Origin of the sequence: Faecalibacterium sp. AF10-46 (genome assembly GCF_003604105.1) — a bacterium.
Taxonomy (GTDB): domain Bacteria; phylum Bacillota; class Clostridia; order Oscillospirales; family Ruminococcaceae; genus Faecalibacterium; species Faecalibacterium taiwanense.
Genome location: NZ_QVGY01000001.1, coordinates 404295 through 427969, shown reverse-complemented (window position 1 = coordinate 427969; position 23675 = coordinate 404295). Strand labels below are relative to the sequence as shown.

Genomic DNA, 23675 nt, shown 5'->3' with positions numbered 1-23675 from the left:
GCAACTCATTTTACGATGGGTGGGACAGAACTGTACACCGTCAGATGTATGCTCGTGACTGCTACAGTATTTTGAAAGAACTTGGAAAGCTCCCGCCCGGCATCGAATAACCTTAACCACCATCCACCCGGACGGTGGTTTTCTTTTGCCCATTTTTACAGAAAGGAACGAACCATGAAAAAGATTCTTCTCGCCCTTGCGCTGGCCACATCCATTCTGCTGTGTGGCTGTTCCAGCGAAGCCGAAAAGGCCAACTACAACATCTCCAAGCAGGCAGATTACTTCGAGAGTGAGCGCAAGATCACCGTCTACAACGCCCGCACCGACAAGGTGATCATGGAAGCCGAGGGCTACATGTCCATCTCCAACAACTCAAACAATGAGCTTGTCTGCACGGTGAAGGTCGGCCCGGATTCCTACCGCAAGAACTACATCTATCTGAACGACTACACCATGTATGTGGTGGAGGACATCACCGGCACCCATACCGACCCCTACCACTACAAGCTCTATTTCCACACGGACGTACTGCCGAGCGTAGAGGTCAAGCCGTAAAAGTCATTCACGGAAATTCCCCATTTTAACCACTATGTGCCCCGAAAAAAGGCTTCATAGTGGTTTTTTCATGCCGTTTTAGCTCATGTTGGCAGAGCACCGGACTTTTAATCCGGGGGTGGCGGGTTCAACTCCCGCAAGCGGCACCACAGCGGAAGGCGGCGCGTACCCCGTCTTGTCCCGTGCGGAATGAGAACCGCGATACAAAACAGCAGGGACTTATCCACCCAACAGACAAAAGAAAGGAGCACATCGCAAGTGAAACGCGAAGATGTGAGCAAGATCATTCCGGGTATCACCTCGGACCAGCTGGACAGCATCATGAACCTGCATGGCGCGGATATCACGGCCAAGGTGAACGAGATCACCACCCTCAAGGCCGAGAAAACCACCCTGACCGAACAGCTGTCCACTGCAAACAGCAAACTGGAAGGCTACGACCCTGAGTGGAAGGCCAAGGCCGAGCAGGCCAAGGCCGATGCTGCGGCTCAGATCGCTGCCCTCGAAAAGGGCTACGCTCTGGAACGCAAGGCATCCGGCCTGAAATTTTCCAGCGAGAGTGCCCGCAAGACATTTCTGACAGATGCCAAGTCCCAGAATTTTGCCATGAAGGACGGCGAGATTCTGGGCTTTGATGATTATGTCAAGGCTTTCAAAGAGAGTGATCCCAGTGCTATCCTGCCGGACGGCGGCATGGCACGTTTTTCCGCATCGGCGACCGGCGCACCCGGCCAGCCCGCAAACACACATGAGGCCGCAAATGCTGCATTCCGCGCAGCGTTCGGCCAGAAAGGTTGATTCTTATGGCTATTGATGCAATCGCTCGCAATAAGGCTGAGGCCCTGATCCGGGAGCAGCTGGTGAACACCATCCAGCAGGACGTGCCCAAAAGCTCCACCGTCATGCAGCTGGGCACCCGCCTTGCCAATATGACCTCTAACCAGACCAAGATCCCCGTGCTGTCCATGCTGCCGCTGGCTTACTGGGTCAACGGTGACACCGGCATGAAAAAGACCAGCAAGCAGGAATGGGACAATGTCTATATGACCGCCGCAGAGCTGGCCGTCATTGTGCCCGTGCCCGAAGCTGTGCTGGCAGATTCCAGCTTTGACATCATGGGCGAGGTACAGCCCCGCGTCCGGGAAGCCATGGGCGCAAAAATCGACAACGCCATCCTGTTCGGCGGCGAGCGCCCCACCGAGTGGACGACCGATGTTCTGACCCTTGCGGCCAAGAACAAAGTCACCGGCCCCATCGACTACGCAAAGCTGCTGGGCAAGGACGGTCTGTTCTCCAAGGTTGAGGCTGGCGGCTTTGGTGTGGATGCCGTGGTCGGCGATCTGACCGCAAAGGCAGAACTGCGCGGCCTTGTGGATACCACGGGCCGTCCTCTGTTCCGTTCCGATATGCAGGGTGCAACCACCTACGCGCTGGACGGTGCCCCGATGTACTTCCCGGAGAACGGCGGCTTTGATGCTTCTAAGGCCCAGCTGATCGCAGGCAACTTCAAGAAGCTGGTGTACTCCATCCGTCAGGATGTCACCGTGAAGCTGCTGGATCAGGGCGTTATTCAGGATCCTTCCACCAAGGAGATCGTTTACAACCTCGCCCAGCAGGATATGGTGGCCCTGCGTGTGGTCATGCGCATGGGCTGGGCACTGCCGAACCCTGCAACCCGCCTGAATGCCGACCGCTCCAAGGTTCCGTTCGCGTTCCTGACCGCCGCTGCCGTCGCAGCGTAAGGAGCCGCCATGCTGTACTGTACCTACGACGAATACCTCACGGCGGGCGGCACGGTGCCGGAAGCGGCCTTCGGGGTGCTGTGCAGCCGGGCTTCCCGCATGATCGATGCCGCCACCTTTGGCCGGGCGGAGAACCATGCCGCCGGGTGTGAGGCCTGCCGGGAAGCATTGGCGGATGCCTGCACGCAGATCATCGGACTGTTGGCCGCTGCGTCTGCGGCGGGCGCTGTGCCGGGTGCTGCAAGCGTCTCCAACGACGGCTACAGCGTCACCTTTGGCAGCAATGCCAGTGTGACCGCGGCCACCCGGCAGGAAGCCTATGAGATCATCCGTACCGCGCTGGGCAGTGACCCGCACGGCCTGCTGTACAGGGGGATTCTGTGATGCAGACAGCCGTTACTGTGGTGAACCTCATCCACGACACTGCCACCGAGACGGACAGGCCGGTGTGCTGGGTGTTCGCCGGGTGCAGCTGGCGGGAATGCCGCTCCACCTCCGGCTCCGGCACCGCCAAGGACCCGGAGCGCACTACGCACATCCGCATTCCGGCCAGCGTGTGCACCATGGGCTATCTGCCCTACGCTCAGTGGGTGGCTCTGCCTGCTGCCGAAAAGGCCAAACACTGGACCCTGAAACGCGGCTGGAAGCTGGTGCAGGGCGCTGTGCGCACCCTGACCGCCGAAGAGTACGCACACCTCGAAAAAACGCACCTGTGCTGCACCGTGTCGGCTGTCTCGGATGACCGGGAGCCGCTGTTGCCCCACTGGCACGTGGAAGGGAGCTGAGACTGTGAGCAAGCCCATTTTTGAACAGCCTGCCGGATATCGCTTCCGGGCAGACGGCGTGCAGATGTCTCTGGACTGGCGGGCAAATTTCGGCGCAGAGAAAACCGCTGCTTTGCAGAAAGCACAGTTCGCCACCGCGCAGAAAGCCGCCGCTCTCATCGACCAGTACGTGCCCTTCGATACCGGCATATTGAAAAACAGCGTGAATCAGGCCAGCAAGTTTGACGAAGGCTTGCTGGTCTATAACACGCCTTATGCACGCAGGCAGTTCTATCTTCACCCTGAAGGCGAATGTCTGCACGGTGAAAATGGGCTGCGCGGCTCTTACTGGGGACAGCGTGCTCTGGCCGATTACGGTGAAGCCATTGCCTACATTGCCACACAGGCCGTCACCACATTCTGGGGAGGTTGACCATGTCCGAAGTAAAGCCCACCATTGCCGCCCTGCGGGCGTGGCTCAAGACCTGCCCGCTCATCGCCGAGGAACAGGAAGCCACCGGCGCGGCCTTCCGCATTGCCGGACTGGACGAAGAGGCCACCGCCTTTTCCATCGAGGACAGCCCCGGCGACCCGGTGCTCACCGAGTATCTCTCCGGGCGGGACATGGCAAAGAATTACCTGTTCCTCTCCCGGCGGGAGTACGGCGAGGCGGACGTTCTGGCCATCCAGAACAGCGGCTTTTTTGAGCAGCTGACCGACTGGGTGCTGGCGCAGAATGACTGCGGCCATCTGCCCGATCTCTCGGAATGCGGCAGGGACAAACAATCCCTCAGCGTGTCCGTCACCTCCACCGGCTACATCGTCACCAGCAGCGCGGGCAGCTGCCGGATGCAGATGCAGCTGCGCCTGACCTACTACATGCCCAAATGAAAGGAGTTTTGATATGACTGTTTCTGAAACTCTGGCTAAGCTCAAGACCGATAAGGGTATCGAGCCGAAAGCCGACTACACCGGCGTAGAGCGCGCCGATGACTTTATTTTTGCCATTCAGACCAGCGCCGAGCAGAACAAGGTCGGTGACTGGATCGTATGTGCAGAGCGAGTCAAGGAGCACTCCGGTGCTCTGAACGCCACCACCGAGGACAACTCGTATATCCGCGCCGGCACTGTGACCGAGAAGGGCGAGGTTCAGCGCACCTTTGCCCTGAACGGCAACCGCTGCGTGGGTGACGCTGCGCAGGATTTCCTGCTGAGCCACAAGGTCAAGTTCGGCTCCGGCCAGAGCGTGATCTTCCCCTACGTCTACTTCAGTGTCAAGACCGGCAAGGGCGAAAAGGGCCAGGCATCCTTCATCGTCACCAGCGATTCCAGCGGTGCCGCCGGTGCCGCTGCAGGCTTTGCCTGCGACGTAAAGGGTATCGGCACCCCGTCGGAGTACGATTACCTGACCGACCCCGACATGCAGACGCAGGCAGCTCCCGGCAAGGCTGTCAAGGCCTGATATCCGCTTTCCCGTTCCGCCCCGGAACGGGATTTTTCATGCCGTGAAACAGGTTTCTCCGGGGCAGTACCGGGGCACGGCGCAACGAAAGGAGCCAGAAAATGGTTATTTGTGGACAGGAATTTGAGTTTTCCATTCTGAACGCCAACGATATGGACCGCTTTGAAGATGCCAACGAGCAGATGCAGCAGGCCGGCAGGGCCGAAACTAAGCGCTTCAACCACGGCGGTGTGCGTCTGGGTGATTATATGCGTGCACAGGCAAGGATCGTCATGCACTGCATCGACGAGATCCTCGGTGCAGGCGCATCCGACCGTCTGGGTCTGGACGAGAACAACGCAGCGCCTATCTACGATGTGCTGGATGCCATCAACGAGGCCTGCAAGGCTGAAAAACAGCACTACGCCGACCGTATCCCGAAGCCGCAGCCCATGAACCGCGCCCAGCGCCGGGCCGAGAAGAAAGCACGGCAGCGCACCCAGACGGCAGGCCACATCGTCGGTCAGCAGCCTGTGAGCTTCCCCGCACAGCCGCCTGCCGCTCAGATGGTGAAACGTGTGGACAAAGCTGCCCGCCGCAAGGCTCTGTTGGCCGAACTGGCTGCTCTGGAAAATGACTGACCTGCTGACGGATGCCCTGCCTACCATGTGGGAAGGCAGACGCATCGACCCGGATTTCCGGCATATGGTCTGGCTGCTGAACACCTACCGCCGGGCAGAAACTGACGAAGAAAAGGTCCAGCTGATGCGCGACGCAGCAGAGCGGTTCTTTGCAGAACCGGTTTCAGACCCGCAGCTGCCGGATGCTTTTGCGTCCCTGATGCGCTTTTTCCGCGGTTGTGCGGACGACGCTCCCGGTGGAGAGCCGCCGGAGGCCGATGCCGGTGCCGGTGAGATCACGCTGGACTACCACTGCGATGCAGCCTATGTTCTTGGCGCATTCCAGCAGGCCTACGGCATCGATCTGACCACTGACAAGGTGCACTGGTGGCGTTTTATGGCGCTGATGCAGGCACTGCCTCAGGAGACCGCGCTGTCGCAGATACTGCAGATCCGCACCACGGATACCAGCGAGATGGACCCAGCCACCCGACAGCGATACGAAGCGGCAAAGGAGCGGTACGCCCTGCCGCCGGAGCTGAAAGGAGGTGCGCGCGATGTTACCCCGCAGCAGCATGATGCCGCATTCCTCGCGCGGTTCCGCTGAGGACAGTACCCGCGTGCCGGTGCGCTGCCCGTATTGCAGCAAGCCGCTGCCTGCCTGGGCAGAAGCTTCCGCCAGCGCTCACGGTGTGTGGGTCAAATGCAAGAACCCGGCCTGCCGCCGGGAAGTAGAGATCAAGTTATAACAGCCTGTGCCCTTGTGCCCGCGCTCTTTTGGAATTGAGAGAGGTGGGTACATGGCAGATTTCAGCATCACCGGCGAAGTAAGGCTCAACAGTGACCCGGCGGAAAAGAGCACCAGCAAATGGACCGTTGCCGCCGGAAACATGATTGCTGACTTTGCGAAGAAAGCTTCGGCGGAACTGGGCAAAGTGGTCAAAAGCGGCATTGACTACAATGCCAGCATGGAAAGCTACCTGACCAATTTCAAGGTCATGCTGGGCAACGAAGAGCTTGCGGCCGAAAAGCTTTCCGAGCTGCGTAAGATTGCAGCGTCCACGCCCTTTGCTCTGTCCGACCTGACCGAGGGCACACAGACCCTGCTGCAGTTCGGCATTGCCGCAGACGACACCACCGGCGTGCTGAAACAGCTTGGCGACATCTCCCTCGGCAACGCGGACAAACTGCAGACGCTGGTACGCGCCTACGGCAAGATGTCCAGCGCAAAGAAGGTCACGCTGGAAAACGTCAACATGATGATCGATGCGGGCTTTAACCCGCTGAACCAGATCTGTGATGCCACCGGCGAGAGCATGTCCGACTTGTACAAGCGCATCTCGGACGGCAAGGTCAGTTTCAGCGAGCTGCAGGCCGCCGTTTCTGCCGCCACCAGCGAGGGCGGGCAGTTCTACAACGGCATGTTGGAAGCAAGCCAGACCTTCAGCGGGCGCATGTCCACCCTGAAGGATAATGTCAGCGCCCTGACCGGTGAGCTGACCAGCGGCCTGTTTGCGGCTCTGGGAGAGCTGGTGGTCAAGCTCAACGAGGTGGTGACATCCTTCCTTGACAGCGACGAGAAAATGGCGCAGCTCAAGGACACCATCGGCATTGCCGCGTCGGTGGTCGCCGCTGCGGGCGCGGCATTCCTCACGTATAAGGGCTATGTGGCTCTTGCCACCGCCGCCGAGATCGCCCACACCGCCTACACCACGGCCATGACCGCCGCCCATGCAGCCGCCGAAGCGGGCGCGACCGGCCTTAAGGTCGCGCAGGCGGGCTTGAATGCAGTCCTCTCCGCAAATCCCATCGGTCTGGTGGTGTCTTTGCTGGCTGCTCTTGCGGCAGGTTTCGTGACGGCCTATCAGACCAGCGAGACCTTCCGCAATGCGGTCAACTCCGCATTTACGGCTGTCGAAAAGATAGCACAGAATGCCATCGGTACGGTGGTGGACTGGCTCAATGAGCTGGTCGCCAAGATCAAGGGTGCCGCCGCCGCGCTGGCCAACCTGAAAAACGGTGTCGGTGCGGCACAGGAAGCCTATGATGCAGCCTACAACGGCTATATGGACAACTATAACCAGTCCAAGCGCGATAAAGCTGCTGCTAAGCGCAAGGCCCTCCACGATGAACGTGTGAAGCAGGCGCAGGAGGAAAAGGCCGCGGCCGAAGCTGCTGCAGCCGCATCCACGAACGCAACCGGCATCATCACAAACAATGCGGGTAAGGCCGCAAAGGCCACCAAGCAGGCCACTGCCACGGTGGTCAAATCCATCTCGGACACCACGACCACCGTAAAGGACGGCGTGACCCGGACGGTGGAAACGGTCAATGAGACCTTGTCCAACGGCAAAAAGCAGCAGAAACAGACCATCACCGAGACTTCCCGGCAGATGGTGGATGGTGTGCTGAAGGATGTCAAGACCATCACAGAGGTTGCTGCGGACGGCACCAAGACTGTCAAGCAGACCATGGAGGATGTCAAGGCGTCCGTACAGACCACGGTCAAGGACACCCAAACCAGCATCGTGGGCGGTGCGCAGGTCACGGTGGAAAAGACCACCGAGACCCTGACTGATGGCAGCGAGCGGGTGTCCACCGTGACTACCCGCACCGGCACCGAGGTCATCGAGGGAGTAGAGCGCACCGTCAAGACCGTGACCACCAAGACCGCCGACGGTGTGGAGACCACGGTCAAGACCATTGAGGATGCCGGTCCGCAGTATGCCAGTGCCGGAGAGCTGTTGACCACTCAGCTGCGCACCAAGCTGGAAGATGGCTGGAAGAGCATCAAGAAGGACATCCAGACCGACGCGGTCGGTGCCATCAAGACCCTTGCCAACGCGCTGAAAAACGGCGATCTGGAACAGCTGGGCTTCTGGGCAGCTTCCTACTTCTGGCAGGCGTGCACGGATAAACAGAGGGAGCAGATCACGGCCATTGCGCAAGGTGCGCTGGACCAGCTCGGCAATGCGCTGTCCGGTGTTGGCAACAAGCTGGCAGCTCTTGCATCCAGTCTGGTTGCAAAGTTCGTGCCCGCTGCAACGACGGCCACCGGTGCGCAGGAGGGGCTTAACGTTGCCATGGATGCCAACCCCATCCTGCTGGTGATTTCTCTGATCGGCATGTTGGTGGGCGCACTGCTCAACTTTGCCAGCACAAACAAAAACGTCGCAAACGGCATGAACGATGTATGGTCGGGCGTGGCCGATTTCATGTCTTACATTTTTGAGGGCCTGATGTACGTCCTTGGCTTGTTTGTGGAGCAGTTTGTCATCGAGATCAATGCGCTGATTGGTGCCTATAATCTCGTCGCACAGCTTTGGGACGGCCACATCGACTATGTGTCCAACCCCGCATGGGACTATGCCAAGAAGATCCAGAAGGAGCGTGAGGACCGCAAGAACGCCCGCCTCGCCAAGCAGGAGCAGGCCGAGCTGGATGCGGAGTATGCCCGTCAGTCCGGCGATGCCGAGAAAAAGCAGCTGGATGCCGAGTACGCTAAAAAGGCTGCCGAACTTGCCCGGGCGAAACTTACCGAGGATGACCCCGGTATGCTGGATGCCGAAAAGGCCGTGGCTGCTGCGGACTATAAAAAATCCGTTGCCGGCCTCGAAAAGAAACTGCTGGATGCCGAGTACAAGAAGCAGTCGGCGCAGATCGGCAAAAAGACTGCTGCCGATGCAACCGCGCTGGCGGATCTGGAAAAGCAGCTTGTCGAGGCCGAGAACACCCTGCGGATGGGCGACCTTGAGCGGGAACTGCTGCAGCTGGACTACGAAAAGACCCTTCGAGACCTAGAAGAAAAATACAAGCCCAGCACCCCCGCCGAGCCGGAGAAGCCTGATGCCTCGACGGACCCCGGCACCCCCGGGACTACGCCGGATAAGGATAATACCGATGCCATCCGGGACAACACCGAGGCCCTGCTGGCCGCAAACAGCAAGCTGGCCGAGATGGTGCGGCAGGCAGACAGTCTGGTGCTGTCGGACAACATGGCCATCTCTCGCAGTGTGGCCGCTTCCGGCACGGCAAAGGTGGCCGCAGCCGCCAACCAGTACCACCGGGAGGGCGACACCAACATCACCCAGAACATTTACAGCAAGGCCCAGACGGCGGCAGACCTCCAGCGGGAAGCACGCTGGGAAGCCGACCGGGCCAAGGCCCAGAAACGATGAAAGGAGGGCTCTGAATGCCATTTCGCAAAGACCATTTGCGGCTCGTGACGGATGCCGGGGCCGCTCTCGACATCGGGTGGGACTACGGCACGCCCTACTCCCTCGATCCCATCAATGGTGTGAACGTAGATCTGCAGACCGCACAGGGCGTGAACCAGATCGGCAACACGGTGGAGAAACAGAGCGTGGCCGGGGTGAGCCGTGAAGTCATCATCCACTGCCACAGCCCCCACGGCGATGCGGATGCCGCCCTGCTGCTGGAAAAACTCCCCTACTTCACCAGCGGCACCATGTACTTTGAGGACAAGTATTTCTGCCGCTTTGTGCTTTCCAAGACCCCCTACACAAAGAGCATCCACCCATACCCGGTCCTTGACATGATGTTCTTCTGCCCGAAGCCCTTCTGGTACGATCTGACCGCTCAGAGCTTCTGCATCAACGGCTTTGTGCCCAGCTTCAGGCTGCCGGTCAACTACTCCAAGCCCCACCGGTTCGGCGTGCGCACCTCGTTTGGCTGGCAGAACGCGGTCAACCCCGGGGCGCTGGCTGTACCCTTCACGGCCACCCTCAAAAGTGACGGTGCGGTGGTCAACCCCTGCGTGCTGAACATCATCACGGGCCAGAGCATCCGCATCCTGACCACCCTGACCCCGGGGCAGGTCATCGAGATCTACCGCACCACCACCGACAAGCTGGCCGTCAAGCGGACAGAGGACGGCACGGAGGAGAACATCTTCTCCCTGCTGGACGAGGACAGCGACCTGCTGGAGCTGGCTCCCGGAGACAACCTGCTCAAGGCCACCGCCGACAGCGGCGAGACCCTCCTGCAGGTCACGGTGCAATTTTATCCCATGGTTTCAGGCATTCTGCCGGAGGTGATTGCATGACGCTGGATGTTTTGGATGAGACGACCCTTGCCCGGCTGGGCCGGGTGGAGGTCTGGGTGAGCCTTTACTGGGACGAGCCCTACAACACCGAGGGTGAGTTCACCCTCGAAGTCAGACCCACCGAAGAGAACCTGTCCCTGCTGCGGGAGGGCCGCTGGCTGCGCCGCAGTGACAGCGACGTGCCCATGCGCATCTGCCACCGGAGCAACGAGAACACCGACAGCAATCTGGTGGTCACCGGCTTCCCGGGATCGTGGATCTTCACCAAGCGGGCCTGCACCGTCATCGTGAAGAGCGAGAACGCGGAGCAGGCCATGCGCAGGCTGGTCAATTCCATGGAGCCGTGGCCCAAGCTGGAGCTTGGAGAGCTGGTGGGCTTTGACACCACCTACACCGCACAGACCTCCGGCGGCAGCATCATGGACTACCTGATGACCATCGGCGCGGCCTGCGACCTAGGCTTCCGGGTACGGCTGGCAGGCAAGAACGCAGATAAGAAGCTGCTGTTCGAGGTCTACCGGCCCACCGCTGACCCCAACAACCGCTTTTCCACCAAGTGGGGCAACCTGACCGGGGCCAGTTGGGCCTTTGGGGACAGCGACTATGCCAACGTTGCCGTTGTTCAAGGGGCCGGTGAGGGCGATGCCCGGGCCACCGTGACCGTGGGCCTGACGGATGCCACCGGAGCCGACCGGCGGGAGCTCTATGTGGATGCCCGGGACGTGCAGCCGGACGAGGAAAAGGGCGAGAGCAACAAGAGCGAAGCCTACCTCGAGCGGCTCATGGCCCGGGGCACCAACAAGCTGCTGGAACAGCTGCGCACCGGCTCCATTGAGCTGACCATCGATGCCGAGGGGCTTTCCCCCGGCGACGTGGCCTTCTGCACCATCCCGGAGCTGGGCTACAAGGCCACCGTCCGGGTGGCCGATGTCATCACCCAAAGCCAGAGCGACAGCACCACCCGCACCGCGCGGCTGGGCACACCGGTCTGGCGCAAGCTGTAAGGAGATGATCTTTTGAGCAAAATCGTTTTATACCCCGCCGACGGCTACGACTTCGATGCCGCAGACGTGGCGGCCTACCTTGCGGGCCTCACCAGCGGTGTGTTCAGCTCCGCTGAGGACTTCCCGGTGACAGCCGCAGGCGGGCTGAAGGTCACCGTGGGCGCGGGCCGTGGCTGGGTGCACCCCAGCCGTTTCACCGGCTACTCCATCACAAAGCGGGAGGCCGATACCCTGACCCTGCCGCTGGCCGACCCATCTCTCCCCCGCATCGACCGCATCGTCATGCGCTATGATGCCGGTGCCAGAGCCGCCAGCCTGCAGGTGCTGCAGGGCACGGCATCCAGCACACCCACGGCCACGGCCATCTCCCGCACCGAGCTGATCTACGACCTCTGCCTTGCCGAGATCACCCGCCCGGCAGGCTCCACCGCCGTCACCACCGGCCAGATCACCGACACACGGCTGGACGAGAAGCTCTGCGGCATCGTGCGGGACGGCGTGACCCACATCCCGACGGCGGAACTTCTGGCCACAGCAAAGGCGCGGATTGCGGAACTGGAAGAGACTGCATCGGACAGCAGCCGCAAGGCCGCTGCCTGTATGGAGGAGGCTGCTGCATCTGCCAAAGCCGCTGCCGATGATCGAGCCGCCGCCGGGACCCATGCCGCCAATGCCGAGCAGGCTCTGCGTGACACCACACAGGCCCGCGATGACGCGCTGCAGGGTATCAACGCTGCCTGCACTGAGGCTCTGGACAGCGTCAGCAAGGCAACCGCGCCCGCACAAGAGGCCGCTGCCGAGGCCGGCAGGAAAGCGACAGAGGCCGCAGACGCTGCAACAGCTGCTGCGCAAGACAAGACGGCGGCAGACACAAGCGCCAAAGAGGCCGCTCGAAGCCAGAGCGCAGCAGCTAAAAGCGCCGAGGAGGCCAAAAAAGCTGCTGGTGAGGCGAAAGCCTACGTCTCCACTGATCCTACCCTGTCCACCGAGGGTGCGCCTGCCGATGCAAAGGCCACCGGTGATACCTTCGATGCAATCATGCTGATGCTTGTCACTGGTCAGCTGACGTTCGGTCTTTACACCTCAACCGGTGACACCCTTTGCACATCCACCGGTGGCACATTGATCGCAACCAAACAGATTGGAGGATAAAACATGGCAAATGTACCTATTACAAGCCTTCCACAGGCAAGCACGGTAGCAAAAACTGACCAGCTTATCTTGCAGGGTAACAGCACCCAGCGCGCAACGCTGGCAAAGATTCTGGCAGATCTGGGAGTCGTTAATCCTGATACTGCACAGGATGATATGTTGCGGTTGACTACACCAGCTGGCGCAGCTGCACATAACTGTGTCTACCGGGGCAAGGCACTGGGCGGCAGCGTCACGAGCGAGCAGTGGGCAGCCATCAAAGCGGGCACGTTCAAAAACCTGTACCTTGGTGACTACTGGTCTATCGGTGGCATGGACTACATCATCGCAGCCTTTGACTACTGGTATAAGTGCGGCGACAAGCCCTGCAATACCCATCATGCCGTAGTCATTCCCCGCAGCCACCTGTACATCTACAAGTTCAACCCCACCAACACGACCGAGGGCGGCTACGTCGGTTCTGACCTGTACAAGAACGGTCTGACGCAGGCAAAGACCACGATCAACACTGCTTTTGGCTCTGCGCACATCCTGAACCACCGTGAAAGTCTGGTGAACGCTGCCATAAACGGCGCACCGACTGGCACGGACTGGTACGACAGCACGGTCGAGCTGATGAACGAGAACATGGTCTATGGCGGGCGGCAATTCTCGCCCATACCGAACGGTGCGACTGATCCGTGGAACACCTGCCGGAACTATACCATTGACAGGAACCAGTTGCCCCTTTTCCAGCTGGTTCCGTGGATGGGCTTCGTTCGTAACCAGTGGTGCTGGCTGCGAGACGTCTCCTCGAAATTCGGTTTCGCGCTTGTCGACGGCAACGGCGGTTCGGGCCGCGGCGAAGCCAGCGGTGACTATCGCGTTTGGCCTGCTGTCGGTATCTGCTGATAAGGAGAAAGGAGCGAAAAGATGAAAACATACACTATTACCTTTTCCGATGGGACAAAGCTCGAAAAGCTGACCCTGAACCCCGGTGCGAATACGTTCCACTCTCCCGCAGAGGTCACCATGGACACATTCGACGGCAAGCTTTCGGAAGTACACATTGCCGCCAGCGACTGCGATATGACCGGGTGCGCTTACCCGGACACCCTGCACGATGCAGAGCTTGTGCAGATCATGCAACCCACTGATACCCCGGACGGGACGTGGCAGTTTATCTTACGGGAGATTCCAGAGGATGAAGTCGCTAAAGCCAAAGCAGAAAAACGTTTCACTTCGTTGGAAGCGGCAAACGACGACCTTGTGCTCATGATGGCTGATTTGATTGGAGGCTGATTTTTATGAAAACCCTGAACGCACTCAAACTTCGCATTATGACCCGCGCTTTCAAAATCCGCATTGCCGCCGGTGAAGTCTTTGAAGACATCGCCGCCGACTACCCGTCCCTGACCACGGACGATCTGGAAGCCATCAAGGCAGAATTGGAAAAATAAGCCCGTGGCTTGATCCTATGAAAGGACGTGATACATATGGCGATCAAGCAGTACAGTTTGAAGAATGATGGTGCAAAGCAGCTCTCTCCCGCATTCCGTGTGCGTGAGTTCCGCTGCCGCGACGGCACCGACACCATCCTCATTGACGAGGGCCTTGTGGTGGTACTGCAGTGCATCCGGGAGCACTTCGGCAAGCCCGTGACCATCACCAGCGGCTACCGCACCGCCAGCCACAACGCAAAGGTGGGCGGCTCTAAATCCAGCCAGCACCTGCTGGGCCGGGCCGCTGACATTCAGGTTCAGGACACCGACCCGCTGGCCGTTGCCGCCTACGCTGAAAGCCTGATGTCCGGCTGGGGCGGCGTGGGCCGCTACCCGGTCAAGGCAGGCCGGGCAAAGGGCTGGGTGCACGTGGACACCCGCCCGAACAAAAGTCGGTGGACACTGTGAGGAGGTGGCGCATGAAAGATTATTTTTGCATGGCAATCGGCGCGATCGGCGGCGTGATTGCCGGTCTTTTTGGCGGCTGGGATGCCGCCCTGCAAACGCTGGTGATTTTTATGGCCATCGACTACATCACCGGCCTGATCGTGGCCGGTGTATTCCATGCAAGTCCCAAGACCAAAAGCGGCACGCTGGAAAGCCGCGCAGGCTGGAAGGGCCTGTGCCGCAAGGGCGAAACGCTGCTGATCGTGCTGGTGGCCTGCAGGCTGGATGCCGTGATAGGTTCCACCCTTGTGCGGGATGCCGTTGTGATCGGCTTTATCTGCAACGAGACCATTTCCATCATCGAAAACGCGGGCTTGATGGGACTGCCGATCCCGGCAGCGATCACCAAGGCCGTGGACATTTTAAAGCAGCGCTCGGAAACCGAGCAGAAAGGATAAGCTCTTATGAATGAATTTCTGAAAGTCGCTCTTACTGCCTGCATCCCCGCAATGACCGTCATTTTCGGCTGGGGCCTGAACAAGGGTGTCAGCATTGCAAACGGCTACATCAACAACAAGTTTGCGCAGACCTGTCTCCAGAATGCCGCCAACGCGGTGTTCAACGCCGTCCAGTACGTCAACCAGACCTACGTTGATGCCCTGAAGGAACAGGACAAGTTCGACGAGGCTGCCCAGCGCATCGCCTACAGCCGCGCACTGGCTGCAGCGAAGAAAGCCCTGACGCAGGAGACCATCACGTTCATCAAGGAGACCTTTGGCGACCTCGACAGCTACCTGAAGCCGATGATCGAAGCGCAGGTGCGCAGCCAGAAGACCTCTATGTGATGTTTCTGTAGCGCCAACAAAATCATAGTATAACAGCCCCGGGGAGCCTGACAGTTCCTCGGGGCTGTTTTTGTTTGGCGTGTTTCGACGCTTTACGACGTATATCGACGCAATTAACAAATTTCAAGTGTTTTTCGGTTAGAGTTGACGCAAAGAAAGGATGTGTCAACTATGATTGTTTCCGAATTATCCACTCAAGTCAATGATCTGCTGCGCCCGATGGGCATTACACGTAACCTGAGTGCCTACAGTATCCTGTGCCAGTGTCTTGAGCTGATCTGTGAGCAGGAAGACCGTCTGCAGGCCGTGGAGAAAGAGATCTATACCCCTATCGCCGACCGCAGAAGGTGTGAGCCAAAAGCGATTCAAAGCGCTGTCCGTCGGGCAGCTAAAGGTGCATGGCTCACAAACCCGGAGTATGTGCAGCAGCTGGCAGGCTATCCGCTGACCGGATGCCCAAGCGCGGTACAGTTCATTGAAATGCTGTATAATGCGCTGGTGAGAGCAGTCTGAAAACTTAAGAGTGTTACCAAAAGTGTTACCATAATAAGAAAAAACACGCTGGTTCTGTACGAACCATCGCGCTTTTTCTCTTATGCGGGTAGTGGGGGTCGAACCCACACGCCTTGCGGCACAGGAACCTAAATCCTGCGCGTCTGCCAATTCCACCATACCCGCGTATTCTTCTATTCTGCAGCTGCGGCCAAACCGCCTTAATATAGTATCAGTTCCGGCGGCAAAAGTCAATCACTGCATTGATATTTCCGCCCTTCACAGCGCATACTATCGCCGGACGATCGTATCATTTTCCATGGCGGAAAGGGGCTTTTGCCGATGCGCAGATCAAAACTACGCCGCGCTGGCAGCATTGCGGCAGCTTATCTTCTGGTGGCCGCGCTGGCGGTGCTGGGCTGGCTGTGGCACAGTCTGCCTGCTGAAATTTTGCTGGAACCCGGCCAGACCCTTACCCTGCCCCGTTTTGCCTATGTGCAGCCGCTGCGCACCGCTGGCTCCCGCAACGCGGCCAGCACGCAGGCTGCGGGCAGCTATCAGGCCACTTTGTCCATTGGCGGGTGGCTGCCCGTCAAGACTGTGCGCGCTCTGGTGGAAACACGTCCGGTGGTAACCGTGTGCGGTACGCCTTTCGGCGTTAAGATGTTCTCCGAGGGCGCGCTCATTGTGGGCTTTTCCGACCTGAACACCCCGGACGGCACCGCAAACCCCGCCAAGAAGGCCGGGCTGCGGCTGGGCGACCGGGTGGTGCGCATGGACGACACCCTGACCGAGACGAACGATGCCGTGCACGATGCTCTGGAAACGGCCGCAGGCGCACCGGTGCAGGTGGTCTACATCCGCAATGGTGAGCAATTCCAGACCCGGCTGACCCCCGTGTGGGACAGCACCGCCGGGCAGTGGCGCGCCGGGATGTGGGTGCGGGATTCTTCCGCCGGGGTAGGCACCATGACCTTTGTGGACAATGCCGCCGGGGTGTTTGCCGGGCTTGGCCACCCCATCAGCGACAGCGACACCGGTGAGAGCGTGGCCCTGCGCAGCGGCGAGATCGTCCCCTGCCAGATCGTGGGGTGTACCAGCGGCACCGTGGGCAGTCCCGGTGAGCTGAAGGGCCGCTTTCTGAGCACCCATGCGCTTGGCAGCATCTGCATCAACAGCAAGACCGGGGTCTATGGCAGAACACGGGCTGCATTCTCCGGCCCGGAGCTGGAGATGGCTTTTGCGCAGGAGGTTGTGCCGGGCGATGCCGAGATCTGGACGACCGTGGACGGCGAGGTGCCCAAGGCATACCGCATCCGCATTGAAAAGGTAAACGACGCAGACCCCCACCGCAACATGATCCTGCGCGTGACCGACCGGCAGCTGCTTGCCAAAACCGGCGGCATCGTGCAGGGCATGAGCGGCAGTCCCATCCTGCAGAACGGCAGACTGGTGGGTGCAGTGACCCATGTGCTGGTAAACGACCCCACGCGGGGCTACGGCATTTTTGCTCAGACCATGCTCAAGCAGGCCCGCGCTGTTGAAAAAACAGACGATACAGCGCATACGCAGGCCCAAAACGCAAAATAATTTGCGGGTTTCGATTTTCTTTGCCAAAATTTGCCAATAAAAGTCGTTGAAAGTTCTGGAAAATTATGGTAAAATCCATGGTGTTAAGGGAACTGCACACATTGGAGGAAACAACCATGGACAAAGTTAGATTTTTGATGTCGGATACTGGTGCCCCGTTCACTGCCGCCTGCCGCGAAGCGCTGGAGCAGAAGGGCGTGGATGTGACCGTTGTGGAAAAGGACGGCAACAAGGTCCTGCAGAAAATGCTCACCGTGCGCCCGCAGGTGGTCCTGCTGGATGCTTTTATGCCCGGTCTGGATGCCCTTGCGGTAAAGCAGCGCTACAATGCCGCCGGTGAACGGCACACCTCCTTCTTCGTGACCGGTGCCTTCCAGAGTGAAGAGATGGTACAGGAGCTGCTGGACGAAGGCTTTGCCTACTACTTTGTAAAGCCCTTTGATGAGACCGTGCTTGCCGCACGGGTGCTCAAGGCGGCACTTGGCCCGGAAAAGCACATCCTGCACACCAGTGTGGACAGCGATGAGCTGACCGTTACCGAGATCCTGCACCAGATCGGCGTCCCTGCCCATATCAAGGGCTACCAGTTCCTGCGGGATGCCATCCTGCTCACCATGAACGAGCCGGAGTACATCAACGCCGTGACCAAGCGTCTGTACCCGGAAATTGCCAAGAAAAACGGTACCACTGCCAGCCGGGTGGAGCGCGCCATCCGTCACGCCATCGAGGTGGCGTGGGACCGGGGCGATGTGGATACCCTCAACAGCTACTTTGGTTATACCATCCATAACCTGCGGGGAAAACCCACCAACAGCGAGTTCATTGCGATGATTGCCGACAAGATGCGGCTGGATAAACGGCAGAGAGTGGGGTAATTTTTTTCATAGAATCCGCCGTCGTTCATATTCTGATAAGAGCAAACCAAACAGACAAAGGAGGTTTTGCTCTTGAAGCTTGCAGAATATCTCGCACGGCGCAGGCGGGCCAGAGTTGCGGCCGTAATGCTGTTCGCCCTCATTATGGGGTTTGTATCTGCTGCGCCGCCGGTCGTCACCGGATGTCAGGCGCAGGATCTTACCCCGGCACCGGACACTTCGATGCTCTCCCCCGCCATTTCGGCTCTGGCACAGGAGCAGCAGGAGCCTGCTGCCCAGCCGCTGCCGGAAAAGTGGGTCTGCCTGACCTTTGACGACGGCCCCAGCAAGACCACACCGGATGTGCTCAGCGCGCTGAACGCGGCCGGAGTGCACGCCACATTTTTTGTGGTGGCTACCGGTTACAACGAGAAGTATCTGCCCCTGCTCACCGAAGCGGTCAGCGCCGGGCACCAGATCGCGCTGCACTCTGCTTCCCACGAGTACAGCGATATCTACCGCAGCAGCGACGCTTATTGGGAGGACATTGCCCTTTTAAAGGAGCGCATTGCGCCCTATGTGGATGCCGAGAGCATCCGGTATCTACGGTTTCCGGGCGGCAGCACCAACACCGTCAGTCGGCGCTACGGCGGCAAAGGCCTGATGAAGCAGCTGAAAGCCGAAGTAGAGCAGAAAGGCTGGCATTGGGTGGACTGGAACGTGTGCGCCGAGGATGCCGTGGGCGGGCACCCAAGCGCGGGCACCATCTACCGCAATGTGGTGCACGAGACCGGGCAGCAGACGAACTGCATCGTATTGATGCACGATTCTTCCTCCACACACACCACCGCCGAAGCACTGCCGGACATTATCCGGTGGTATGCCGACAACGGCTACACCTTTCTGACGGTGGCCGAAGCGCTGCCGCTGGGGTAATGCGCCTTACAGCCACCTTTCAAGGCAGCGTTCCAGCAGCACTCCGGCAGAGGCCAGCACCGCCAGCCAGAGCCAGCCTGCGCCGCCGGTCACCACCCACCCCGCCGCCAGAATGGCGGCAAAGGTACATACCGGCGGCACAGCGAGGCGCAAAAAGCGCAGCAGCTTCTCCCGCCGGAGCGGCAGTCCGGTGTCCAGCTGCTCGGGATGCACAGCATCGCAACAGATTTCGTCCCGGTACTTGCCCGGGTTGCGGTAGGCCTTATACGCGATGCCGTCCAGCAAAAACTCCGGGTACATCCCCTCTTTGGTCAGAGTGAAAAGCATCCCTTTTTCCTCTGCATAGGCTCGCAACGCCGCCGTAAATTCCTGCGGGGTGTTGATGCTGCCCTCCGGGATAAAGGAAAAATGCCTCTGGTGCTGCACCTGTGCCAGCGTGCGGTAATCCTGCAGCCAGCCGGAGAAGAAGCCCTGCTGCGTGGCGGGGTGTTCCATGCGTGTCAGGCAAGCATCCACATCAAGCGTTTCTGCCTGCGGTGCCTGCCGGGCAAGGTCGGCACAAAACTGCATGGCCGCTGCCAGCTGCGCCACCTGCTGCTCCAGCACGGTCTGCTGAGCCTGCAGCGCCTGCTGCAGGGGCTGTTCCCCGCGCAGCACCGCCTTGATGGTGGGCAGCGGCACATCCAGCATGCGCAGCATCCGGATGAGTTTAAGGGTACGGATATCCCCTGCGGTATAATCGCGGTAGCCATTGCCCTGCCTGCGCGCCGGGGTGAGAAGTCCCTCTTTTTCATAAAAACGGATGTTGGGAGCCGAAACGCCACTCTGTTCTGAGGCCTGTTTGATGTTCATCTGATTCACCTCCGCACCTACATTACACCTGAAAGTCGGTTGAAGGTCAAGCTTTTTGCGCCAAAAATAAAATATCCGCAGTATTTCCGCTGGTTTTTGCAAACCGGGAAGCGCTGCGGATATTTTTTCAGGCACAGAACTTACTGCTCAGCCTGGCAGAACAGCGAGAAGGTGCGGTAAGCCATGTACAGGTCGGTCTTGTGGATGACCTCGAAGGGAGAGTGCATGGACAGCACCGGCACGCCGATGTCCAGCACCGGGATGCCGCGGTTGGCCACGTACTTGGCAATGGTGCCGCCGCCGCCCAGATCCAGACGGCCCAGCTCACCGATCTGCCATGCCACGCCGTTGGCATCCAGCAGGCGGGTGATCTCCCCTACCAGCTCAGCGGAAGCATCGCTGGCAGAGCTCTTGCCGCGGCTGCCGGTGTACTTGAAGAAAGCCACGCCGCGGCCTGCGTAAGTACCGTTCTGCGGCTCGAAGGCATTTGCCCAGGAGGGGTCGTAGGCGGCGGTCACATCGGCGGAGAGACACACGCTGTTCTGGAAGGCAAGGATGTCGTCCTGACCGGCGGCGCGGCACAGCAGCTGCATAAAGTGGAACACATACATGCTCTGCATGCCGGTCACACCGTCGGATCCGATCTCTTCCTTATCGGTCAGCACGCAGACGGTGGTGTGCACAGGATCTTTCGTCTCGATCTCTGCCATAAGGGCGGGGTATGCGTCCACACGGTCATCGTGACCGTAGCCGCCCACCATGGAGCGGTCAAAGCCCACGTCCCGGGCCTTATGGGCGGGCACCACCTCGATCTCAGCGCGGGTGAAGTCCCGCTCGGTGATGCCGTACTTTTCGTGCAGCAGCATCAGGGTGTTCAGCTTGACGGCCTCCTTGATGTCGGCATCCTCCACAGCATCGGAGCCGATGAGCACGTTCAGCTCTTCGGCCTTGATGCCCTCGCTGAGCTTGCGGTCGTTCTGCTCGGCACCCAGATGGGGCAGCAGGTCGGTGATGCAGAACACGGGGTCGTTCTCGTCCTCACCCACTGCAAAGGACACGCTGGAGCCATCGGCACGGGTGAACACGCCGTGGATGGCCAGCGGCATGGTGCCCCACTGGTACTTGCGGATGCCGCCGTAATAGTGGGTCTTGAAGTAGCTGAGGTGGTTTGCTTCGTACAGCGGGTTCGGGCGCAGGTCCAGACGGGGGCTGTCGATGTGGGCGATCACCAGACGGAAGCCCTCCTCAAACGATTTCCGGCCGATGGTAGCGGCCACCACCGCCTTGTGCTCCTGCACAAAGTAGATCTTCTGGCCGGGGGCATAGGTCTTTTTCGGCTCAAACTTTTCGTAACCGGCCTCCAGCAGCAGCTTTTCGCTGGCGGCGGCAGCTTCGCGCTCGGTCTTGGCAGCGTTCAGGAAGGCTTTGTAGCCTTCGGCAAAGGCTGCAGCCTTTGCCTTCACGTCGGCGCTCTTGTCGGCAGCGTACTCCGGCTTGTAAAGCAGCTGTTCGGCAGCCTGCTTTGCGGTAAGTTTCTCGCTCATGTTCCTTATCTCCTCTCAGCTTTCTGCATAGATACGCTGATACCGCGCATAGCAGGAAGTGATCTTTTTTACGTAGTGGTTCATCTGGTTATAGGGAAAGCCCTGCAGCGTTTCGCCGTCTGCGGAGTGCTCTTCCATCTGTAAAAGAGCATCTACCGTGCCCCACCCGCTGTGATAAGCGGCAGCGGCAGTGGCAACATCGCCGTTGTAGCGCTCCATGCACAGGTGTAGGTAATAGCATCCGAACCGGATGCTGGTCTCCGGGTCGTAGAGATTTGCAAAGAGCAGTCCTTCGTCCGGTGCGATCTTGCTGCGCAGCCAGATAAAGGTCTCCTCGGTCATCTGCATCAGGCCCCGGGCATCCACAGTGGAGGTGGCCTGCGGGTCAAAGCCGCTTTCGGTGCGGATGAAGGCATCCACCAGAAGCGGGTCAAGGCCGTAAGTCTCCGCCCACTGGTCCACCAGTGCTTCGTACTTGCGGGGGTATAAAAGCCGTTCTGCCCTGCCCCACAAGTTGGGCACCAGCACAAACAGCAGGATCAGCGCCATGCCCAGCAGGAACAGCCTGCGGCTGCGCATTTTTTTGCGGCGGCGTGCCTTCTGGGCGCGGAGAGCGCGGCGGATGCGGGCCGTCTCCGGGTCGTACTGCGGTGCAGGATCTTGTTCGTTATATCGTTTGTTCAAAATTCTTTTCCCGCACCTCCTTCTGCCAGAAGCTTTGTGCAGAGCTGCTCTGCCGCAGCCTGCAGATGTGCAAGGCTGGAATCGTTGCGCAGCACATAGTCTGCCTGCGCGGTAAGGGTGCTTTCCGGTGTCTGGGCGTTCAGGCGGCGGGCGGCCATCTCGGCCGAGATGCCGTCCCGGGCCACGATGCGGGCCACACTGGTCTCAAACGGTGCCGTGACCACGCACAGGCGATCACACTCGGCCTGCGCCGCAGTCCCCACGATGACCGCGCCATCCAGCACGAACAGCGGTGCACCGGCATCCTGTGCCGCCTGCTTTGCCGCACGGATGCGGCGCACGATCTCCGGGTGGGTCAGGCTGTCCAGCGCCGCCTTGCCTTCCGGGGTGGCAAAGGCGCGGTCAGCCAGCAGGCGGCGGTCCAATGTGCCGTCTGCTTTTAAAATGTCTGCGTCGAACCGCTGGGCCAGCCGGGGCAGCAGCGGCGAGCCGGGCAGTAAAATCTCGCGGCTGATCTGGTCGGCATCGGCCAGCGGCACACCGTGGGCCGAAAACACCGCCGTGACCGTGGATTTGCCGCAGCCGCTGCGGCCCGTGATGCCAAGCGCGATCATAGCTTGATCACCCGGAAGGCCGCAGCGCGGATCAGGCGGTTGTACACCGCCATGGAAAGGCCGTCCTTCTGCGGGCAGCGGGCGTAGACCACGGCATCGCCCTGCTCATCCAGCGCGCGCAGGCAGCGGAAGATGTGCTTTGCCTGATCGGCACCGTCGCCCTCGCGTCCATACTCCACGCAGGGCACACCCAGCTTTTCCGCCTCGCCGGTAAAGCACAGGCAGCTGGGATCCTGCTCGGCGTGGGCATCCACATAGGCTTTGAACTGCTCAAAGGTGCCGTCCAGCAAGGTCACATCCGCCTTGGGTGCGTAGTGCTTGTACTTCATGCCGGGGCTGCGCACCACAGCACCCTCCGGCAGCTTTTCGAGGATGGCTTTGGACACTTCCACCTCTTCGCCGAGGGCACGCTCGAGGTCCTCCAGCGTGATGTGGCCCGGGCGGAACAGGGTGGGCTTTTCGCCCACCACCGACACCACAGTGCTTTCTACGCCCACGTCGCACTCGCCGCCGTCCAGGATCAGCGGCAGGCGGCCGTCCATATCGGTGAACACATCCTGCGCGTTGGTGGGGCTGGGCTTACCGGAAAGATTGGCGCTGGGGGCAGCAAAGGCGCAGCCGCTCTTTTCAATGACGGCGCGGGCCACCGGGTGGCTGGGCATCCGGATGCCCACGGTGTCCAGACCGGCACAGCACTCCGCTGCCACCTCCGGGCCGCGGGGCATGATGATGGTGAGCGGGCCGGGGCAGAACGCAGCCATCAGCAGCTGGGCGCGCTCCGGCACCTCGCTGACAAGGCCGGGCAGCATTTCCGGCCCGGTGACGTGGACGATCAGGGGATTGTCCTGCGGGCGGCCCTTGGCCACAAAGATCTTCTTCACAGCCTCGCCGTTGCGGGCATCGGCAGCAATGCCGTAAACCGTCTCGGTGGGCAGGGCCACCAGCTCACCGTTCTGCAGCAGGGCAGCGGCTTTTTCAATGCTCTTTTCGTCCGATGCGGGCAAAATTTCAGTTTTCATTTCCATACGGATCATCGTTCTTTCTATCTGTAAA

30 protein-coding genes and 2 tRNA genes are annotated in these 23675 nt (G+C 59.9%); 26 read left to right on the top strand and 6 right to left on the bottom strand.

The features are described 5' to 3' along the window. Positions 1-174 precede the first annotated feature (174 nt). The 23 genes from DWV57_RS02120 (at position 175) to DWV57_RS02015 (ending at position 15569) form a co-directional block, all read left to right on the top strand. Complete coding sequence (locus DWV57_RS02120; protein ID WP_120019783.1) at positions 175-555, top strand: hypothetical protein; 381 nt, start codon at positions 175-177, stop codon at positions 553-555. Between the two features lie 72 nt (positions 556-627). After that, a tRNA-Lys gene (locus tag DWV57_RS02115) sits at positions 628-704 on the top strand. Positions 705-813: 109 nt separating this feature from the next. Then, positions 814-1353: a phage scaffolding protein gene (locus DWV57_RS02110; protein ID WP_165853642.1), complete on the top strand. Its 540-nt coding sequence runs from the start codon at positions 814-816 to the stop codon at positions 1351-1353. 5 nt (positions 1354-1358) lie between these two features. Next, positions 1359-2297, top strand: coding sequence for a phage major capsid protein (locus DWV57_RS02105; RefSeq protein WP_120019781.1), 939 nt, complete (start codon positions 1359-1361; stop codon positions 2295-2297). Between the two features lie 9 nt (positions 2298-2306). Beyond that, complete coding sequence (locus DWV57_RS02100; RefSeq protein ID WP_120019780.1) at positions 2307-2681, top strand: hypothetical protein; 375 nt, start codon at positions 2307-2309, stop codon at positions 2679-2681. Continuing rightward, positions 2681-3082 (top strand): hypothetical protein, encoded by a 402-nt coding sequence (locus DWV57_RS02095; RefSeq protein ID WP_120019779.1) that lies wholly within the window; start codon positions 2681-2683, stop codon positions 3080-3082. Before DWV57_RS02100 ends, DWV57_RS02095 begins: the two co-directional genes overlap by 1 nt. A 4-nt stretch (positions 3083-3086) precedes the next feature. Beyond that, positions 3087-3494 (top strand): minor capsid protein, encoded by a 408-nt coding sequence (locus DWV57_RS02090; protein WP_165853641.1) that lies wholly within the window; start codon positions 3087-3089, stop codon positions 3492-3494. 2 nt (positions 3495-3496) lie between these two features. Beyond that, positions 3497-3952, top strand: coding sequence for a hypothetical protein (locus tag DWV57_RS02085; RefSeq protein ID WP_120019777.1), 456 nt, complete (start codon positions 3497-3499; stop codon positions 3950-3952). Positions 3953-3965: 13 nt separating this feature from the next. Further along, positions 3966-4523, top strand: coding sequence for a hypothetical protein (locus DWV57_RS02080; protein WP_120019776.1), 558 nt, complete (start codon positions 3966-3968; stop codon positions 4521-4523). A gap of 101 nt (positions 4524-4624) precedes the next feature. Next, positions 4625-5143, top strand: a complete 519-nt coding sequence (locus DWV57_RS02075) for a hypothetical protein (RefSeq protein WP_120019775.1) — start codon at positions 4625-4627, stop codon at positions 5141-5143. Then, the gene (locus tag DWV57_RS02070; protein WP_120019774.1) at positions 5136-5729 is read left to right on the top strand and encodes a Gp15 family bacteriophage protein; all 594 of its coding nucleotides are present in this window, start codon (positions 5136-5138) and stop codon (positions 5727-5729) included. The genes DWV57_RS02075 and DWV57_RS02070 overlap by 8 nt, the downstream gene beginning before the upstream one ends. Further along, positions 5680-5871, top strand: a complete 192-nt coding sequence (locus DWV57_RS14300; protein ID WP_133303623.1) for a hypothetical protein — start codon at positions 5680-5682, stop codon at positions 5869-5871. Before DWV57_RS02070 ends, DWV57_RS14300 begins: the two co-directional genes overlap by 50 nt. 51 nt (positions 5872-5922) lie before the next feature. Continuing rightward, positions 5923-9300 (top strand): tape measure protein, encoded by a 3378-nt coding sequence (locus DWV57_RS02065; protein WP_120019773.1) that lies wholly within the window; start codon positions 5923-5925, stop codon positions 9298-9300. Positions 9301-9314: 14 nt separating this feature from the next. Next, a complete protein-coding gene (locus tag DWV57_RS02060) occupies positions 9315-10187 on the top strand; it encodes a phage tail domain-containing protein (RefSeq protein ID WP_120019772.1) in 873 nt (290 codons plus the stop codon). Then, positions 10184-11191: a siphovirus ReqiPepy6 Gp37-like family protein gene (locus DWV57_RS02055; RefSeq protein ID WP_120019771.1), complete on the top strand. Its 1008-nt coding sequence runs from the start codon at positions 10184-10186 to the stop codon at positions 11189-11191. The genes DWV57_RS02060 and DWV57_RS02055 overlap by 4 nt, the downstream gene beginning before the upstream one ends. A 12-nt stretch (positions 11192-11203) precedes the next feature. Beyond that, the gene (locus DWV57_RS02050) at positions 11204-12343 is read left to right on the top strand and encodes a hypothetical protein (protein ID WP_120019770.1); all 1140 of its coding nucleotides are present in this window, start codon (positions 11204-11206) and stop codon (positions 12341-12343) included. A gap of 3 nt (positions 12344-12346) precedes the next feature. Further along, positions 12347-13234 (top strand): hypothetical protein, encoded by an 888-nt coding sequence (locus DWV57_RS02045; protein WP_120019769.1) that lies wholly within the window; start codon positions 12347-12349, stop codon positions 13232-13234. Between the two features lie 21 nt (positions 13235-13255). Beyond that, entirely contained in the window at positions 13256-13624 is a 369-nt protein-coding gene (locus tag DWV57_RS02040; RefSeq protein ID WP_120019768.1) for a hypothetical protein, read from the top strand. A 5-nt stretch (positions 13625-13629) separates the two neighbouring features. Further along, positions 13630-13782, top strand: coding sequence for a DUF433 domain-containing protein (locus DWV57_RS02035; RefSeq protein ID WP_005937343.1), 153 nt, complete (start codon positions 13630-13632; stop codon positions 13780-13782). A gap of 36 nt (positions 13783-13818) precedes the next feature. Beyond that, positions 13819-14232 carry a D-Ala-D-Ala carboxypeptidase family metallohydrolase gene (locus tag DWV57_RS02030; RefSeq protein WP_120019767.1) on the top strand — a complete coding sequence of 138 codons (414 nt, stop codon included), beginning with the start codon at positions 13819-13821 and terminating at the stop codon, positions 14230-14232. An 11-nt stretch (positions 14233-14243) separates the two neighbouring features. Further along, positions 14244-14669: a phage holin family protein gene (locus DWV57_RS02025; RefSeq protein WP_120019766.1), complete on the top strand. Its 426-nt coding sequence runs from the start codon at positions 14244-14246 to the stop codon at positions 14667-14669. Between the two features lie 6 nt (positions 14670-14675). Then, entirely contained in the window at positions 14676-15056 is a 381-nt protein-coding gene (locus tag DWV57_RS02020; RefSeq protein ID WP_120019765.1) for a hypothetical protein, read from the top strand. A gap of 171 nt (positions 15057-15227) precedes the next feature. After that, complete coding sequence (locus DWV57_RS02015) at positions 15228-15569, top strand: sporulation initiation factor Spo0A C-terminal domain-containing protein (RefSeq protein ID WP_120019764.1); 342 nt, start codon at positions 15228-15230, stop codon at positions 15567-15569. A gap of 83 nt (positions 15570-15652) precedes the next feature. Here the strand turns inward: DWV57_RS02015 and DWV57_RS02010 are convergent. Continuing rightward, positions 15653-15734 (bottom strand) — tRNA-Leu (locus DWV57_RS02010). A gap of 156 nt (positions 15735-15890) precedes the next feature. On the opposite strand from DWV57_RS02010, the gene spoIVB reads away from it, so the two are divergent. From spoIVB to DWV57_RS01995, 3 genes are all read left to right on the top strand, one after another. Then, positions 15891-17138 carry a SpoIVB peptidase gene (gene spoIVB / locus DWV57_RS02005; RefSeq protein ID WP_120019763.1) on the top strand — a complete coding sequence of 416 codons (1248 nt, stop codon included), beginning with the start codon at positions 15891-15893 and terminating at the stop codon, positions 17136-17138. A 116-nt stretch (positions 17139-17254) separates the two neighbouring features. Next, positions 17255-18013, top strand: coding sequence for a sporulation transcription factor Spo0A (spo0A, locus tag DWV57_RS02000; RefSeq protein ID WP_044953592.1), 759 nt, complete (start codon positions 17255-17257; stop codon positions 18011-18013). Positions 18014-18085: 72 nt separating this feature from the next. Beyond that, positions 18086-18928, top strand: a complete 843-nt coding sequence (locus tag DWV57_RS01995) for a polysaccharide deacetylase family protein (RefSeq protein ID WP_243112285.1) — start codon at positions 18086-18088, stop codon at positions 18926-18928. 6 nt (positions 18929-18934) lie between these two features. Here the strand turns inward: DWV57_RS01995 and DWV57_RS01990 are convergent, their stop codons facing one another. The 5 genes from DWV57_RS01990 to DWV57_RS01970 all read right to left on the bottom strand — a co-directional run bounded on the left by DWV57_RS01990 (position 18935) and on the right by DWV57_RS01970 (position 23647). Beyond that, positions 18935-19780, bottom strand: coding sequence for a MerR family transcriptional regulator (locus tag DWV57_RS01990; RefSeq protein WP_120019762.1), 846 nt, complete (start codon positions 19778-19780; stop codon positions 18935-18937). Positions 19781-19920: 140 nt separating this feature from the next. Next, positions 19921-21324 (bottom strand): aminopeptidase, encoded by a 1404-nt coding sequence (locus tag DWV57_RS01985; protein WP_120019761.1) that lies wholly within the window; start codon positions 21322-21324, stop codon positions 19921-19923. A 15-nt stretch (positions 21325-21339) separates the two neighbouring features. Next, positions 21340-22008, bottom strand: coding sequence for a lytic transglycosylase domain-containing protein (locus tag DWV57_RS01980; protein WP_005941169.1), 669 nt, complete (start codon positions 22006-22008; stop codon positions 21340-21342). After that, positions 22005-22622, bottom strand: a complete 618-nt coding sequence (coaE, locus tag DWV57_RS01975; protein ID WP_120019760.1) for a dephospho-CoA kinase — start codon at positions 22620-22622, stop codon at positions 22005-22007. The genes DWV57_RS01980 and coaE overlap by 4 nt, the downstream gene beginning before the upstream one ends. Further along, a complete protein-coding gene (locus DWV57_RS01970; RefSeq protein ID WP_118528065.1) occupies positions 22619-23647 on the bottom strand; it encodes an L-threonylcarbamoyladenylate synthase in 1029 nt (342 codons plus the stop codon). Before DWV57_RS01970 ends, coaE begins: the two co-directional genes overlap by 4 nt. Between the last annotated feature and the right edge of the window lie 28 nt (positions 23648-23675).